Annotated in this window: 10 protein-coding genes and 2 rRNA genes; 11 read left to right on the top strand and 1 reads right to left on the bottom strand. The window is 59.7% G+C overall.

Annotation, left to right across the window (positions count from 1 at the left end):
* Window positions 1–131: 131 nt before the first annotated feature.
* The 8 genes from ACYQ6J_RS08490 to ACYQ6J_RS08455 all read left to right on the top strand — a co-directional run bounded on the left by ACYQ6J_RS08490 (window position 132) and on the right by ACYQ6J_RS08455 (window position 10,033).
* Window positions 132–1,334, top strand: coding sequence for an iron-containing alcohol dehydrogenase (locus tag ACYQ6J_RS08490; RefSeq protein ID WP_460183752.1), 1,203 nt, complete (start codon window positions 132–134; stop codon window positions 1,332–1,334).
* Complete coding sequence (locus ACYQ6J_RS08485; protein ID WP_460183751.1) at window positions 1,331–2,257, top strand: 1-phosphofructokinase family hexose kinase; 927 nt, start codon at window positions 1,331–1,333, stop codon at window positions 2,255–2,257. Before ACYQ6J_RS08490 ends, ACYQ6J_RS08485 begins: the two co-directional genes overlap by 4 nt.
* A gap of 108 nt (window positions 2,258–2,365) precedes the next feature.
* Window positions 2,366–3,322 carry a DUF1559 family PulG-like putative transporter gene (locus ACYQ6J_RS08480; RefSeq protein WP_460183750.1) on the top strand — a complete coding sequence of 319 codons (957 nt, stop codon included), beginning with the start codon at window positions 2,366–2,368 and terminating at the stop codon, window positions 3,320–3,322.
* A gap of 306 nt (window positions 3,323–3,628) precedes the next feature.
* Window positions 3,629–4,648, top strand: coding sequence for a DnaJ C-terminal domain-containing protein (locus tag ACYQ6J_RS08475; RefSeq protein ID WP_460183749.1), 1,020 nt, complete (start codon window positions 3,629–3,631; stop codon window positions 4,646–4,648).
* A complete protein-coding gene (gene rnpA / locus ACYQ6J_RS08470) occupies window positions 4,642–5,121 on the top strand; it encodes a ribonuclease P protein component (protein ID WP_460183748.1) in 480 nt (159 codons plus the stop codon). The genes ACYQ6J_RS08475 and rnpA overlap by 7 nt, the downstream gene beginning before the upstream one ends.
* 1,185 nt (window positions 5,122–6,306) lie before the next feature.
* Window positions 6,307–7,269 (top strand): hypothetical protein, encoded by a 963-nt coding sequence (locus ACYQ6J_RS08465; RefSeq protein ID WP_460183747.1) that lies wholly within the window; start codon window positions 6,307–6,309, stop codon window positions 7,267–7,269.
* Window positions 7,266–8,087 carry an ABC transporter ATP-binding protein gene (locus ACYQ6J_RS08460; protein ID WP_460183746.1) on the top strand — a complete coding sequence of 274 codons (822 nt, stop codon included), beginning with the start codon at window positions 7,266–7,268 and terminating at the stop codon, window positions 8,085–8,087. The genes ACYQ6J_RS08465 and ACYQ6J_RS08460 overlap by 4 nt, the downstream gene beginning before the upstream one ends.
* Window positions 8,088–8,161: 74 nt before the next feature.
* Window positions 8,162–10,033, top strand: coding sequence for a putative ABC transporter permease subunit (locus ACYQ6J_RS08455; RefSeq protein ID WP_460183745.1), 1,872 nt, complete (start codon window positions 8,162–8,164; stop codon window positions 10,031–10,033).
* Between the two features lie 128 nt (window positions 10,034–10,161).
* On the opposite strand, the gene rimI is transcribed toward ACYQ6J_RS08455, so the two are convergent.
* On the bottom strand, window positions 10,162–10,680 hold the full coding sequence (gene rimI / locus ACYQ6J_RS08450; RefSeq protein WP_460183744.1) for a ribosomal protein S18-alanine N-acetyltransferase: 519 nt from the start codon (window positions 10,678–10,680) through the stop codon (window positions 10,162–10,164).
* Between the two features lie 470 nt (window positions 10,681–11,150).
* On the opposite strand from rimI, the gene ACYQ6J_RS08445 reads away from it, so the two are divergent.
* The 3 genes from ACYQ6J_RS08445 (at window position 11,151) to rrf (ending at window position 15,327) form a co-directional block, all read left to right on the top strand.
* On the top strand, window positions 11,151–11,372 hold the full coding sequence (locus ACYQ6J_RS08445) for a hypothetical protein (protein ID WP_460183743.1): 222 nt from the start codon (window positions 11,151–11,153) through the stop codon (window positions 11,370–11,372).
* Window positions 11,373–12,205: 833 nt separating this feature from the next.
* Window positions 12,206–15,123: ribosomal RNA gene (locus ACYQ6J_RS08440) — 23S ribosomal RNA — on the top strand.
* 96 nt (window positions 15,124–15,219) lie between these two features.
* Window positions 15,220–15,327: ribosomal RNA gene (gene rrf / locus ACYQ6J_RS08435) — 5S ribosomal RNA — on the top strand.
* The last annotated feature ends 736 nt before the right edge of the window (window positions 15,328–16,063 follow it).

Below are 16,063 nucleotides of genomic sequence, written 5' to 3'. Positions count from 1 at the left end.
AATCGAGCGAACCGCCGGGTTTAGCAGGGGCGGCGCGCTGGCCGCGCGGCGGTCCCGAACCGCTGGAAGAGTGATCGGCGAGTCGTCCGCATGCCGGGAGGCTCCTCAACGCAACTGGAAGTCTCAGTACCATGTCCCGCGACCATTCGTTGGATATCTTGCCGCCCTTCGATTTTGCGACCGCCCGACGGGTGGTTTTCGGCTGGGGGCGTCGTCGTGAATTGCCGCGATATCTTACGTCCCTGGGGCGAGAGTGTTTTGTGCTAGTGGGGTCCCGGACTTTACTTCAATCCGGCGTCGCCGATGAACTGGCGGAGTTGGTCCAAGCCGCCGGTTGTACCGTCGCCGATATCGCTGAGATTCACCGTGAGCCTCAGGTCGCGGACGTCGACGCCTTGACGGATCGGTGGCGGAAGTCGGCGGACCTGGGCGATGCGGTCATCCTTGCCCTGGGCGGCGGGGCCGCCATCGACCTCGCCAAGGCCGTCTCGGCCCGTCTCACCCATCCGGAAGGGGACTCCATTCGCGATTACCTCGAGGGCGTTGGACGCGGGTTGCGACTTTGCCGCCCGTGCGTTCCCGTGGTGGCAGTGCCGACCACCGCCGGGACCGGGACCGAGACCACCAAGAATGCCGTGATTTCCAGTGTCGATCCGCCGTTCAAGAAGAGCCTCCGCGATGATCGCATCCTGCCCGCTTTGGCCCTCGTCGATGCGGAGTTGACCGTCTCGGCTCCGCTGCGGGTGACGGCTTATTCCGGCATGGACGCGATCACGCAGCTTATCGAAAGCTATTGCAGTCGCCGTCGCACACCGATTCCGGAGGCCTTGGCCGAATCGGCTTTGCGTTCCGCCCTGCCATCCTTGCGGACCCTTGCCCGAGATCCGTCCAACCGCCGAGCGCGCGAAGTCATGGCTTACGCCGCGCTGGTTTCAGGCATTTGCTTGGCCAATTCGGGCTTGGGCATGGCTCACGGCATCGCGGCATCGCTCGGCGTACACGCCGGCCTTCCTCACGGGTTGGCTTGCGCCATGATGTTGTTGCCTACGCTCGAGTTTAATCGGGTTACCGAAGCGCCGCGCATCGCCGTGCTGGCCCGCCGGGTGCTCGATTTGCCCTCTTCGTTGCCGCTGAATGAACAGGTTGATCGACTCCTGGAAGCGTTAACGGAAGTATTAACGGAATTGGCTATTCCGCGGGGGTTGTCGGAAGTGGGGGTCCGGGCCGAGCAACTCCCGGCGATCGCCGCCGGATCCTTCGGCAGCAGCATGAACGGCAATCCTCGGGAGGCTTCGCAAGACGACATCCTGGCCGTTTTGGAGGGCATTCTGTGATTGTGGCGGCGGGACTGACACCGGCTTGGCAACGGATATTGGTCTTCGATCGCGTGATGCCGGGCGAGGTCAATCGCGCGTCGCAGACCGTGGAATGTATCTCCGGGAAGGTGACGAACACTGCCGTCGCGGCGAGGTTCCTGGGCGGCGAAGTGACCGCCGTCATGCCGCTTGGGCCGAACGTCCGAGAAAACGTGAAAGGCGAAATGGCTGGGTTGAACCTAGCGTGCGCAGTCGTCGCCACAACCGCTCCCACCAGGACGTGCATCACGGTGATCGAACGGGCATGTGGCCGAGTGACGGAGTTGGTGGAGGAGTCGGCCCCTCTTTCGTCTTCGGAGCTTGCCGAGTTCGCGGATCGCCTCCGCGGGTTCCGAGCCACGGCCGAAATCCTGGTTTTCAGCGGATCCCTGCCGCGCGGGACGCCGCCCGAGACGTATCACGAGTTGCTCCGGGAATTTCCAGGCCCCGTGATCGCGGATTTTCGCGGCCCAGGCCTGATGGCGGTATTGCCGCTCCGCCCGTTCTTGATCAAGCCCAATCGGCAGGAACTCGAATCCACGCTGTCGTGCTCGTTTCGCGACGACCGAGATTTGATCGATGGGATGCAAGAGTTGTGTCGCCGCGGGGCCGAGTGGACGCTGGTCTCGCAAGGCTCCGCTCCGGTTTGGCTGGCGTCGCGGAGCGAAGTCTATCGGATCGATCCACCCCAACCCGAGGCCGTCGTGAACCCGATCGGTTGCGGAGACGCTTTAGCCGGGGCGGCGGCGTGGGCGATTCACGAAGGCGCTACCGTCCCCGATGCCGTCCGATTGGGCGTGGCCGCGGCTCAAGATAACCTCCGCGCGCTGCTTCCCTGTCGTTTGGATCCGGCGTGGGTCCGGCAGCGTGCGGAACGGATTCCCGCCGTGCGAGTTCGATAACCCTTCGCGAACTTGTTAGCCCGGGTTGCGGCATTCTATGATGAAGGCTGGCGGAATGAACACCGGCGCGGGAACGAAACGGGTACGCGACAACTATTTGGAATCCTTATGGCACATGCCCGGCGCCCTGGGTTCACCATCGTAGAGTTGCTGGTGGTCATCGCGATCATCGGCCTGCTGATTGCTCTTCTCTTGCCTGCCGTGCAAATGGCCCGGGAATCCGCCCGCCGCGGTCAGTGCTTGAACAATCTCAAACAACTGGCATTGGCAGCACACAATTTCCACGAAGTGAACAAGGCCTTCCCGCCCGGTTATTTGGGACCGCTGCCGCAAGCCGCGGTACCGCCTTATCCGGGGCAGTGGACGAGCGTCCACGGTTTCCTACTTTCTTTCACCGAGCAAAAGAACATCCGCAGGGCAAGCGATTCCGATGCGGCTGATTTCGGGGGAATCTCGCTATACGACGAATCCAGGAGCGGGGCGGGTTACTGGCAGCGGCCTGCCGGTTGGGAGGCGGCCAAGATGCAACCGCCGCTTCTGCTATGCCCTTCCGACTTCGCGCGGTCGAACCCGGACGCGGTGGCCTTGCTGCATTTTCACTATGTCGCACCCCACGTCAGCTTGGTGGCCGCGAATTTCTCCGACGGCAGCGGAGCCTCCCTCGGACGGACCAACTACTTGGGAAGCGGCGGCTATATGGGCGTGACCGGCGTCGCCGGTTCCGACATTTACCGCGGGGTTTTCTGGAATCGATCCCACGAATCGTTTGCATCCATAACGGACGGTTCCAGCAACGCGCTGCTCTTCGGCGAGGTCATGGGCGGTACCCAGGAGCCGGGGCGGTCGTTCGGGTGGTTCGGATGCGGCGTGATGGCCTCGGCATGGGGGTTGGCGACCGACGCCCAAGGCAAGACGGGCTGGTTTCAATTCACCAGTCGTCACCCAGGCGTCGTGCAGTTCGCCATGGCGGACGGTTCGTGTCGCCCCATCAGCCAAAACATCGATCGCGATACATTCGTGTACCTCAGCTCAATTTCCGACGGCAACGTGGTTCAGGGATACTGACCGCCGCGTTCCTGGGCACACCCTCGCCGGGTACCCGAAGTTCGTGCCGACGCCGATGCGCCCCGAATCCACTCCTCGGGGTTTGGGCCGATAGTCCTGTCTGCGGAGGGTTCCGCGAGCGTACCGTCCCCAACTCGCAGTGATTTCATAGGCGGCGGGGAACTTCCGGAACGGCAGTTGCAAACAACGGCCTGAAAGCGGCGACGAATCCGCCGTAGATGCCATTTTGGCAGTCCGCTGGGTTTTTGCAGGGATTTGTATCGCACCTGAAACTCGTCATAATACAGAGCTGGATTTGCAAGGGAGTTGAATAAAGACGGTATGGTGGGAGTCTTCGAGAACACTCGCATGGCCCGCGATTACTACCAAGTTCTGGGGGTGTCTCGCAACGCATCTCAGGCGGAGATTCAAAAGGCCTATCGAGAATTGGCCCGGAAGTACCATCCGGACCTCAACCCGAAAGACAAAGACGCCAAGAGAAAATTTCAAGAAGTTCAGGAGGCATTTGAGGTTCTGAACGATCCCAAAAAGCGAGAGATGTACGATCGCTACGGGAGTTCGTTCCAAGGAGCGGGGCAGGAATGGTCAGGGTTCAAGCCGGGTAGCACCGCCGGCTTTACCTTCAACGACTGGGATGATCTGGCGTCCTTCTTCGGCGGGGGCGAATACTCGGACGATATCGGCGTCGGAGGATTGGGCGACATCTTCGCGAATCTGGGACGTACCCGAAAGGGCCGCGCCGGATCGCGTCGCGCGAAGACCGCCTCGACCCGAGGCGTGGACATTTCTCAGGAGATCACCATTCCCTTCAAGATTGCCGTCGAGGGGGGGGAAGTGCCGCTGATCGTTGCTCGTCCGGACGGTCGCCGCGACTCCATTACCGTGAAGATTCCGGCGGGAATCGAAGACGCCAAACGTATTCGGCTGCGAGGGCAGGGCGCAACAGCCGCTCCCGGCGGACCGCCCGGCGACCTGTTCTTGACCGTTCACGTGATACCGCACCCGCTTTTCGAGCGAAAAGGCAAAGACCTTTACGTGAAGCTCCCGGTGACAATACCCGAGGCCGTCTTGGGCACCAAAGTGGACGTCCCGACGCCGCGCGGGACGCTGAGCATCAAGGTGCCGCCCGGAACGTCGTCCGGAAAACGTCTCCGCGTCCCCGGGCACGGGATTCGCACCAAGGACGGCGAGTCGGGCGATTTGTACGCCGAAATCCAGATCGTGGCCCCCGACCGTGTCGATGCCCTTGGATCGTCGGAGCGACAGGCGATTGCAGACCTGGGGCGGGCCTACGGCCGAAATCCCCGGGTTGATTTGCGATGGTGACGAACAACGCCCCGGAATCCTGCGGTCGTCGTGAACGACCGACGACGAATCGCCGCAGCGATTCCAGCCCAGCGGTTCCGAACGGTCTCGGCTTCCCCAAGATTCTGAGGCTGCGGAAACGCCGCGAATTCGATCGGGTCTTTGCTCGGAAGTGCTCCGTGTCCGGCAGTTGCCTCATCATTTACGCGTGCGAAAACGACTACGGATTTCCGCGACTCGGCCCGGTCGTTTCCAGAAAGTGCGGGACAAGCGTCGTCCGCAACCGATGGAAGCGCCTGATGCGGGAGGTTTTTCGTATCAATCGCAATCGCATTCAAACCGGCGTCGATTTGGTGATGATCCCGCGCCGCGGTTCCAAGCCGGATTTCGCGACCATGAATCGGGAGTTTGTCGGGCTTGTCCGGCGATTGATCGGTAAGCTGCGTCGAACGGCGGCCCCCAACGTCCGCAAGGAGCCCGGCGAATGCTCCTAGGTCCTGTCTCGTAAGTCCTATTTGGGCGGAATTGGGTGGCGGTTAGGGTATATGGAAGGGCAAATGTGATCCCGGGATATGGAGGTCCCAGGGATGCGACGCTACGAACTCACGGCCGAGCAGTGAAGGTTGATCGAGGATTTTTTCCACCGTTGGTTACCCAAGGTCGGCCTTGGCGAGGCCATCGGACGATGGTCAGCAGCGCCATGCTGTGGATTCTAAATACCGGCTCTCCCCGGCGAGAGCTGCCCGACCGTTAAGGCCCTTGACAGACCGCCAGCAACCGTTTCAATCGCCGGCGAAAAGACGGCACGCTCGATCTGATTCTCGAACGACTTCAGATTCGTCCGGACGAGGAAGGCCGGATCGAATGAGACTTGCGGACGTTCGACGGCAGCAGAGTCCGGACTCGTGCGACGGCGACGGAGCCGAGAAAAAGGGGGCCCCGACGAACCGGACGACCATGCATTGGGCCGCTCGCGGGGCGGTTTGGGGCGAGAATCCACGCGGTTACCGACGGCCGGGGAACTCCGCTAGCCGTCCACGCGACCGCCGGCCGGCTGAAGCAGGCTCGGCGGATCGCCACGTGATTCGAGCAACTCGCCGTCACCTTCTTGACCATGCTCAAGCTCGCCACAATCCAACGATACTTCAGAACCTGCTTGCGAGACAGGACCTGAAGCCGCGAGCGTGAGCTAGCGGTGGATTTGGCGTGGGGATGTCGCGGTTTATGTCCTGGTGTGTTGGGTTCATCCACCACTAGCTTACGCCGGTGGCTCATGGGAACGCTGGTGGCTCGGGTGTACGCTGGGAAGAGCCGCTAGCGTGAGCTAGCGGTGGTCGCCGCCCTCGACCGCACACGCAGTGGCAACAATGTTGGCTGAACAGCCGCTACGCCGCGACCTAACGCCGCCCAAGAAGTTAGGCAGACACCTCGTTTCAAGGGTGATGAATTTTGGGGAGATTATCGTTAGAATGATGTGCGAAATCGATGTTGCCTGGCGAATTGGCGGGCGAAAGTTGAGGTTGGGGCGATCGTTGGGCTGTTCTCGATGCTAGCCGTACGGCGAAACGCTCGCCTAGGACGCCGCGCCGGGTAATCGCCGGGTAGCATGAGAAGTACGTACACTTGTCCATTCGGGAAGCGGAGGCCGAATCGGCTGCCGAGGACCCACGAGTCTGCTCATGGCGTACACGCGTTGGTATCCTTTTGCCGTCATCGCTTTTTGGCTGGCTGCCATGTCTTGGCTTGTCTCTGCCAAGGTGATGCCGGTCTTCTTGGTGGGTTCGCCGCCTAGTTACGAAGCGATTCTCGATGCGCAGCGAGAGGAGGCCGTGGTCGGGTGGAACGTACGCTGGCGGGACCGATCGATCGGTTGGGCGGTGTCCGAAACGATTCCGGTGGAAGACGATCTGACCGAGGTTCGGCATCTCCTGCATTTCGACGAACTTCCACTCGGGGAGATGTTTCCCGGCATTTGGACGCTGTTTGCCGATCGCTCCCAGGCCCGTCCGCGGTTGGAACTGGAATTCGAGACCACGATGTTGTTCGACCCTTTGAAGCGACTGTCGTCGTTTCAGACGCGCGTACGGACGCCCACGCTGCCCGACGCCCTGGTGATCATCCGCGGTACCGTGGACAAAGATAAGCTTCAACTCAATCTTCAGGCCGGCGATTTCAATTATGACACGGAACTGGGTTTTCGCTCGGACGTGCTGGTGAGCGATTCGTTCTCGCCGCAGAGCGTACTGCCCGGTTTGCGAGACGGTCAGCAATGGACGGTGGAGGTGTACAGCCCATTCAATCTGCCCAACCAAGTCGTGCAGAAGCGACCGCTCGAAGTGATCTCCGCGAAAGTCGAAGGGCGTCAGCCGATCGTCCACGAAGGCAAGACGGTGCCGGCCTGGGTGGTGGTGTACCGAGGCGATCCGGGGGGCAACGGCGGGTCGCAAAATAAGCCGCCGCGCGGACGGGTTTGGGTCGCACCCGACGGAACGGTGCTCCGCCAGGAGGCGCGGCTGATGGACAGTACCATCGTGCTTTCGCGACTTTCGCGGCGTGAAGCGAGGCGACTTGCAGATCGGGCTGCGGAGATTCGCAAAGCACGTACCAGCTTTCTTCAGAACACCGACGGGCCTGCGCCATGATCGATTTTTGTGATGTAACTCGGCGGTACGGGACGAAGACCGCCGTCTCGCACTTGGAACTGCATATTCCCGCCGCGCAACTTTTCGCTTTTCTTGGGCCTAATGGGGCCGGGAAGACGACCTCGATTCGAATGTTGGTCGGCCTTTTGCGGCCGAGTGAGGGGAAGGTCAGCGTCTGCGGCTACGACACCGTTCAGCAAGGCCGCGAGGCCGCACGCCAGGTGGGATATGTTCCCGACCAGCCTTTCTTGTACGACAAGCTGTCGGGGCGTGAGTTCTTAGAGTTCGTGGGCAGACTGCGCGGTCTGCCGACAAAGGTCCTTCGCGACCGAATCGAGCGCGAGGCCGCTCGGTTCGAGTTATCCGGCTTTCTCGATGAATGGACGGAGAGCTACTCTCACGGCATGCGGCAACGGGTGGTCTTTGCCTCGGCGGTACTGCACGATCCGCCCGTGTTGGTCGTGGATGAACCGATGGTCGGACTGGACCCGAAGAATGCCCGACTGGCGAAGGACTTGCTTCGCGAGAGAGTCGCGCAAGGCGGCGCGGTCTTCATGTCCACGCACACGCTGAGCATTGCCGAGGAAATCGGCGACAGGATCGGCATCATCCACCAGGGAAAACTGATATTTTTCGGATCGGTGTCGGAGTTGCGGTTGTTGAAGCAGGGCGACCATCGCTCGTTGGAGCAGATTTTCTTGGAGTTGACCAACGGCGACCAGGAGGCGGTTTCTTTGGACGGCAAGGGGCCGACGGTCTCGGATGCCGCACTTCCGCAAGGTCCGACGTCGGATCGGATGTCGGTCGCCGGCTCATGAAGTAGAGTGAAGCACCGCCGACGCTCGGCAACGGCCTTAGCCCAAAACCCGCGCGAAGAACCCACGAATCAGCGATGAAGTACGAATCGCCGCAGATCAGTGAAACCGCTTCGGAAGGCCCTGCCGCCGAAATCACGCCCGGTTGGGAGTTGCCCTCTCCGGCGGAAGAAGCGAGGATCTTCGGATGGGCCAAGCGTGAAGCGGCGCGAACGGTCGTGCTCCAGACGCTGAGCCGCGCGTGGTTTCGCGTGTGGCTCGTCATCGGTTTGGGTACCTTGTTGTGGCTGGGGCTTTTTGCCCTCTTTCGAGAGGGGTTTCACTTTCTGATCTTTGCCATTCCCTACACCGACTTGGTGCAACAGACCATCCACTACGTTTTTGGAACGTTTTTCCTGACCCTGGGGCTGATGCTGATCCTCTCGTCGGCCATCATGCTGCACGGTTCGTTGTTTCGCGGAAAGGATACGCAGTTTCTCCTCACGCTGCCGGTCCGCGCCGAACGGGTTTTTCTGGATAAGTACACGGACGCCGTTTTCCTCAGCAGTTGGGCCTTTGTGATGTTGGGCAGCCCTTTGCTGCTGGCCTACGCGGTCGAGGTTCGCGCTCCCTGGTACCACTATTGGTTGCTGTTGCCGTACTTGGTGACGTTCGTTTACATTCCGACGGCCATCGGCGGCCTCGTTTCGCTGCTAGTGGCGATGTTTTTCCCTCGATCCAAGACCCTTCTGTGGACGGTCGGGATCATCATGGGGATCATCGGCGCCGTCGTGGTCGGACGATGGGTCCGCGCCCTTCCTCAGGCGACCAATGCCTTCAGTTTGGAGTGGCTTCAGCGGACGCTCGATCGTCTCAGCATCACGCAGTTTCGATTTCTGCCCAGTTGGTGGCTGTCCAGCGGCCTGCTGGCTTCGGCCGAGCGAAACTGGCAGGACGGCGTGCTGTTCCTGTCGGTCTTGCTCGCGAACGCGCTGCTCTTGAACTACGTGATCGGACGATTCGCCGGAGCCTTCTATCGCGAGGCTTATTGGCGAGTTGCCGCCGGGCCGGGTAATCGCAAGCTCGGAAAGAAGAGCTGGATCGATGCAGTCATCCTGAACGTGTTTCCCGGCCTCTCCGATCCCGTTCGACAACTCGTGCTGAAAGACGTTCGACTGTTTCGACGAGACCCCGTGCAGTGGACGCAGATTCTGATCTTCATGGGGCTGCTGGTCTTCTACTTCGTCAACATAAGGCGATTGTACGACGAGCAGTTCTTCGTGGCGTGGGTCAACATCATCAGCTTTCTGAACCTCGCGGTGATCGTGTTGCTGCTATCGACGTTTACCACGCGGTTCATTTTCCCGCTCATCAGCCTGGAGGGCCCGCGCTTCTGGGTGTTGGGCCTGATGCCCATACCCCGGAGTACCATCGTCTGGAGCAAATTATGGTTCGCTTTGGCGCTCTGTTTGGCGCCGACTTGCGGCTTGGTGGCGATCAGCGACTTGATGCTGGGAGTCTCGCCCGCCGTGCACGCTTATCACCAGTACGCCACGGTTCTCGCCGCCGTCGGCTTGTGTTCGATCGCCGTAGGGTTGGGCGCCCGATTCCCCATGTTTAAGGTCGCTTCTCCCACACAGATTGCCGCCGGGTTCGGCGGCACGGTGAATTTGATCCTAAGTACCGCCTATAACGTGGTGATTATCGGGTTGGCGGGACTACCGATTCACGTGCGAGCCATCGTGGAGAACACGATCCTTTTGCCGTCGGTATCGGCCAATGTGCCGATCAACCGCTTCACCGAGACCTGGCTGTCGACCGGCCCTGCCTGGGCCGCCGTTGTCGCGGTGTTCGCCACCAGCATTTGCCTGAGCCTCGGGTTGCGGTTCTTTTCGCAACTCGAAGAGCCGATCGTTTCGCCCGCCGCCCGCATCTTCGGCAAGCGAGTTTCGGGACGGCAGTCGCCTTAGACGTGCGCCGGCGCAACCGTAGGCTCAAACCCTCGGCCCGACGCATCGCGGAGAAACCTTCGCCTTTCCGGACGCAGCGGCGGCGGATCGACCGCGGGAGTAGGAGGCCGCCGGAGGCTTTGTTCCCGTTAGCCGGCCAGCTTGGCTAGTCGGTTCATGGGAAGGATGACCGGTTCCGGCTCCGAGATCGTATAGCTCATCAAATAGGCGTCTTCCGGAGTATCCTGGTAGAAGTTCCGAAGCACCGATGTGGCCCGGAACCCCAGTGAACGGAAGAACAGTTGGGCGGGCAAGTTCGTTTCACGAACCTCCAGCGTGATCCGATTGCGCTTTTGCAGGGATAGCTTGTTGACCAGCTTTTGGACCAGGTAACGGCCGACCCCGCGCCGTCGCCACTCCGGACTGACGGCTAAGTTGAGCAAGCGTATCTTGCTCTTGGCCATCTCGTAGATCATGTAGCCCACGACTTGATCGTCGATCTCGGCCACTAATCCGACGCAATTCCGCTGTCGCACGCAGGCCAGGAACTCGGATTCCGTCCAGGGGAACTCGAAGCTGGCGTTTTCGATGCCCAGCACCTCGGGCATATGCCTTTGAAGCATCCAGCGAACGAGGCAATTCGGCAAGTGAGAGATACCGGGGCTCATGGCAAACCTTCCTTGTCGGCCAGAGTCGAGCTTGAGAGAACAGCTCTGCAACAACCGTGTCACACCACCGTTCGCGGCCTATCGACGCTGTCGATCGACCGGCATACAGGTTAGCAGAATCGGCGAGCTTCGCCAAGACGGGAAAAATCCAAGTTCGGCGGTCCGTCTGCGACCGCGACGAGTCCGCTGAGACAGTCGCAACGTGTTGCCGTTCTCCCTTGCACTTGCGGGAACCAAGGTGGGCGAATGCCCCGCGAATTGTTGCAACCGGAATAGTTTATCACGGCTCCCCCCGTCATGGTTGTCGGATAGGTACAGAATCGCGTACCTGGCGCAATACCCGCGGAGTCTTTGGGCCGATACGTCCCAAGGGCGACCACTGCGCCCAGGCGACTGTTGAGATGCCGGCGGATGCGGTTGGTATACCGTTTCAGCAGGAGAGGCTTCCAAGGGTTCGGCGAGGGCGCATCATGATTTCCGCAACCGCTGCGAAAGTCGTCCACGGTCCCGCGGTCAAGGCAGGTATTCCGATTTCAGGACCGGAGTATGAAGCGTTGCTGATCGATCTCGAGCGGCGACATGAAGAGGCGTTGGCGATGCTCGCCGATCTCGAAATCCGAATCGGGCAGGCCCTTCGCACGTGGTCGGCAGGCGGACAGCGTGCCGCGGAAGGTCGCAGTGCGGCCCAGTGAAAGCGGCGGCGCTGGTTTGGGCCGTCTTACAAGACGTGGTGCGGCGTAACGCGTCGGGGCAGACGGAATCGTCGTGCGTCACGTCGCGCCGTCGCGGCGTCCGCAAGTCGTGGCTTTTCACGCTTCCCTTGTCCGTTGCGACCATTCGTGCCGCGAACGCCAAACGGCTTTTGGCGAGGCTCTTGCGATCGATGAGCACGAGAATGGCCCCGAAAGGGTCTAAGCAGGGAAGATCAGCGTGATCCGTGGCGGCGAGGCGACGTCGAATCGGGGTCCTATTTGGGGCGTTGGTTTACGGGCAGCGACCGACTTCCCGAGATTTTTTCCGCCAGGTAAAGAGTCCCCCTTTGCCAAGCCGATGGGAACAGGTACATTGGGGTCATGCGTTGTGGGAAACGCGGTGACGCCGCCGGATAAACGGTCGGAAAACCGGTGGTCGGGCAAAACGAAGTTGTTTCACACCCCTTGCCGTGCGGTCCCGCAACCGTATAATGAAGTTTGCCTCGAACGAAGGCGAAACGGTGGGTTGACGACGAAAAGCGAATCGGGTAAATTCAAGATTCGCCCGTCGGTTGAGCGGTCAAAACGTGGGGTATCAAGCTCCTCGGAAGTCGAGTTTGCTGCCTAAGGTTTTGGTCGCGGACAGCGCGAGTGTGCGTTGCAATCGGCCGTCGATCTTTGACAACTTGGTTGTGGTCTAGTGTGGCATCTGAATGCCGAGCGCGTAAGGCTATTGGCTCTTCGGCCGATTTCGGTCGGGGTGCCGATGGGCGAATCGTTGCTAAGCTTGGCGAATCGGATCGACCCAAAAGGTCGGAGCGTTCGATTCATGCGGCCAAGCTACTAAGGGCATGCGGTGGATGTCTTGGCGTCAGGAGGCGATGAAGGGCGTGGAAGACTGCGATAAGCCTGGGGGAGCTGTCAAACAAGCGTTGATCCCGGGATTCCCGAATAATCACGAACTGAATCCATAGGTTCGTGATGCGACACCCGGTGAACTGAAACATCTCAGTAACCGGAGGAAAAGAAAGAAAAATCGATTCCCTGAGTAGCGGCGAGCGAAAGGGGAGTAGCCCAAACCGCGGGGATTTTCCCTGCGGGGTTGTAGGGCCTCAATATGGGAGAGTGAGACCGGCTAGTTGAACCGCTCTGGAAAGGCGGGCCATAGAGGGTGACAGCCCCGTAAACGAAAGCGGAGTCTCATCCCAGAGGTACCTGAGTAGGTCGGGGCACGTGAAACCCCGACTGAATCCACGGGGACCATCCCGTAAGGCTAAATACTACCTGACGACCGATAGTGGACAAGTAGGGCGACTGAAAGATGGAAAGAACCCCCGTTAGGGGAGTGCAAGGAGAACCTGAAACCGTATGCCTACAAGCGGTCGGAGCATCGTTCGGCGTGGCAACATGTCGATGGTGTGACGGCGTGCCTTTTGCATAATGATCCGGCGAGTTATCGTCGACGGCTTGGTTAAGGCCTTTCGGGCCGAAGCCATAGGGAAACCGAGTCTGAATAGGGCGCTTCGTCGTCGGCGATAGACGCGAAACTGCGTGAACTACCCATGAGCAGGGTGAAGCGCGGGTTACACCGCGTGGAGGCCCGAACCCACTTGGGTTGAAAACCGAGGGGATGACTTGTGGGGAGGAGTGAAAGTCTCATCAAACGCAGAGATAGCTCGTTCTCTCCGAAATAGCTTGAGGGCTAGCCTCGAGTTCACTACGCATCGGGGGTAGAGAGACTGAATTGGCTTGGGGGCCTTCGCCGGCTACCCTGCCGAACCAAACTCCGAATACCGGTGCGACTATCTCGGGAGTCAGTCCGCGGGGGATAAGCTCCGCGGTCGAGAGGGAAACAACCCGGACCACCAGCTAAGGTCCCGAAGCAAGGCTCAGTCACTAAGGAAGTGGGATTGCCGAGACAGCCAGGATGTTGGCTTAGAAGCAGCCACCATTTAAAAAGTGCGTAATAGCTTACTGGTCGAGCAATCCTGCGCCGAAAATGAACGGGAGTAAGTCTTGCACCGAAGCTGTGGACTGTGCTTCGCACAGTGGTAGGAGAGCGCTGTAGAGCAGATACGGGCCGTTTCGTGAGGAGCGGTGGAGGGCTCTACAGGTGATTATGCCGGAATGAGTAACGATAAAGCAGGTGAGAATCCTGCTCGCCGAAAGCCTAAGGTTTCCCGGGGAAGGTAATTCCGCCCGGGGTTAGCCGGTACCTTAGTCGAGGCCGAAAGGCGTAGACGATGGACAGCAGGTCAACATTCCTGCGCTACCGCGTGGGAGCGATGGAGGGACGGCGTCTTGAGGGTCGAGGGACGAATAGAAATGTCCCTTGCACGGCGGAGAGGCGGTCGTAGGCAAATCCGCGACCGTAAGCCTCGATGTCGGGCCAACGGCAATTACGTTCCGGATGAGATCGGAAAGACGTCCAAGAAAAACTTCTAAGCGATGAACACGCGGTAACCGTACTAAAACTGACACAGGTAGGCGAGACGAGTAGTCTAAGGCGCTCGAGATAACGCTGGTTAAGGAACTCTGCAAAATGACCCCGTAACTTCGGGATAAGGGGTGCCCCTGCTGGTTTATAGCTTGCGGGGGTCACAGTAAATCGGCTCTGGCGACTGTTTATCAAAAACACAGGACTCTGCTCAACTCGAAAGAGGATGTATAGAGTCTGACGCCTGCCCGGTGCCGGTAGGTTAAGGAAGCGGGTTAGTCGCAAGGCGAAGCTCGCGACCGAAGCCCCGGTAAACGGCGGCCGTAACTATGACGGTCCTAAGGTAGCGAAGTTCCTTGGCGGGTAAGTTCCGTCCTGCATGAATGGCGTAACGACCGGAGCACTGTCTCAACCAGCGACTCGGTGAAATTGTAGCTGTGGTGAAGATGCCACATACCCGCGGCTAGACGGAAAGACCCCGTGAACCTTTACTGTAGGCTGATATGGGGCTGTGGTGTATCTTGTGTAGGATAGGTGGGAGGCTGTGAAGCCGGGACGCCAGTTTCGGTGGAGCCATCCTTGAAATACCACCCTGGGTGCACTTTAGTTCTAACTCCGGTTCCCGTAATCCGGGCGGAGGACAGTGTCAGCTGGGCAGTTTGACTGGGGCGGTCTCCTCCAAAATATTAACGGAGGAGTCCAAAGGTACCCTCAGCCTGGTCGGCAATCAGGCGTCGAGCGCAAAGGTAGAGAGGGTGCTTGACTGCGAGACCGATAGGTCGAGCAGATACGAAAGTAGGGCTTAGTGATCCGGTGATTCCGTATGGAAGGGTCATCGCTCATCAGATAAAAGGTACTCTGGGGATAACAGGCTTATCGCGCCCGAGCGTCCATAGCGGCGGCGCGGTTTGGCACCTCGATGTCGGCTCATCGCATCCTGGGGGTGGAGAAGCTCCCAAGGGTTTGGCTGTTCGCCAATGAAAGCGGTACGTGAGCTGGGTTCAGACCGTCGTGAGACAGGTCGGTCCCTATCTACCGTGGGCGCACGAGACTTGAGGAGGGTCCTCCTTAGTACGAGAGGATTTGGAGGGACGCACCTCTGGTGTACCAGTTGTCGCGCTAGCGGCACGGCTGGATAGCTATGTGCGGAAAGGATAAACGCTGAAAGCATATAAGCGTGAAGCCCTCTCCAAGATGAGGTCTCGTAAGGCTTTGCCGAAAGCCCCCTGGAAGACTACCAGGTTGATAGGCCGGGTGTGTAAGCGCTGCAAGGCGTTGAGCTAACCGGTTACTAACGGGCGAAAGCTTGGCCGCATGTATCCAACGCTTCGGCCGCTCGGCCGGATCCACACAGACCACGCCATGTTGAAACAAGGCCCTTCGTCGTCATACCCGACGCCGATGGGATTTCCCGGTGACCATATCCGGAAGGAAACACCCGTTCCCATTCCGAACACGGCCGTTAAGCTTCCGGAGCCGATGGTAGTACCCAAAGTGCGAGAGTAGGTGTCGCCGGGTTCAATTCAATAGCCCCTCACGCCGTTTTCGGCTGAGGGGTTTTTTATTTGGTTTACCGAATCGTCTCCAATTTCGTTCCGGGCAGGTGTGCGCACTTGCTTTTGTGTTAACGATTGGCTTCGCCGGAGTACTTTGCTTCGCGAGGCCCTGAGGAATCCGGAGTGGTGTTGGCGCGGTGTTCGTCTTGGGGGAGACGCGTGCCGAACGCGGTCCGTGCCCCGATTGTCAACGAGTGTGGTTGTTGATAGACTTAGAGTTCGGTCTTTGTGTTTCCGTTGGCCTTTCGCAAGGGGGATGAAGATGTTGCGAGGAATCCTGATGGTGTTGACCGTGGCGACCATTTCGATGACTTTGGTGTTGGGCTGCGCCCCGCCGAAGAGCGATACTCCGAGCCAGGCACCGGCTAGCACTACCGGAAACTGATCGGTGGCCGTCAGGCTCCTCCGTGATTTGCTGGGCAGTTCGGCTGTTTGCCTTAGCGATTATCCCTGGCGACGCACGTTCGTCGAGCTCAAGAATCTCGGGAGAGTCATCGGAACGGTTAAGTTGTCGCAAAGCGGTTTTCGTAAGAGTCTCAGGTAAATCAACTCACCGCGCCCGTCGAAAGATGGGCGCGGTCTTTTTATGGAAATTGCCGATGGCGTTGTTCGGTATTCGGCTGGGTGTTGACGGGCAACGTGGAAGCATTCAGAATACCCTTGTGCTTCGACAAAGTTCGACGTGCTTTCGGCGACCG

This window comes from Thermopirellula anaerolimosa (assembly GCF_054657335.1).
Note: the sequence above shows the minus strand (reverse complement) of the source record. Positions and strands in the feature narration are given on the sequence as shown.

What these genes read in the sequence shown, in the direction of transcription:
- ACYQ6J_RS08455 (WP_460183745.1), top strand. Translation starts at nt 8,162, where the DNA reads ATGAAGTACGAATCGCCGCAGATCAGTGAAACCGCTTCGGAAGGCCCT.
- ACYQ6J_RS08480 (WP_460183750.1), top strand. Translation starts at nt 2,366, where the DNA reads ATGGCACATGCCCGGCGCCCTGGGTTCACCATCGTAGAGTTGCTGGTG.
- rnpA (WP_460183748.1), top strand. Translation starts at nt 4,642, where the DNA reads ATGGTGACGAACAACGCCCCGGAATCCTGCGGTCGTCGTGAACGACCG.
- ACYQ6J_RS08445 (WP_460183743.1), top strand. Translation starts at nt 11,151, where the DNA reads ATGATTTCCGCAACCGCTGCGAAAGTCGTCCACGGTCCCGCGGTCAAG.
- ACYQ6J_RS08465 (WP_460183747.1), top strand. Translation starts at nt 6,307, where the DNA reads ATGGCGTACACGCGTTGGTATCCTTTTGCCGTCATCGCTTTTTGGCTG.
- rimI (WP_460183744.1), bottom strand. Translation starts at nt 10,680, where the DNA reads ATGAGCCCCGGTATCTCTCACTTGCCGAATTGCCTCGTTCGCTGGATG.
- ACYQ6J_RS08460 (WP_460183746.1), top strand. Translation starts at nt 7,266, where the DNA reads ATGATCGATTTTTGTGATGTAACTCGGCGGTACGGGACGAAGACCGCC.
- ACYQ6J_RS08490 (WP_460183752.1), top strand. Translation starts at nt 132, where the DNA reads ATGTCCCGCGACCATTCGTTGGATATCTTGCCGCCCTTCGATTTTGCG.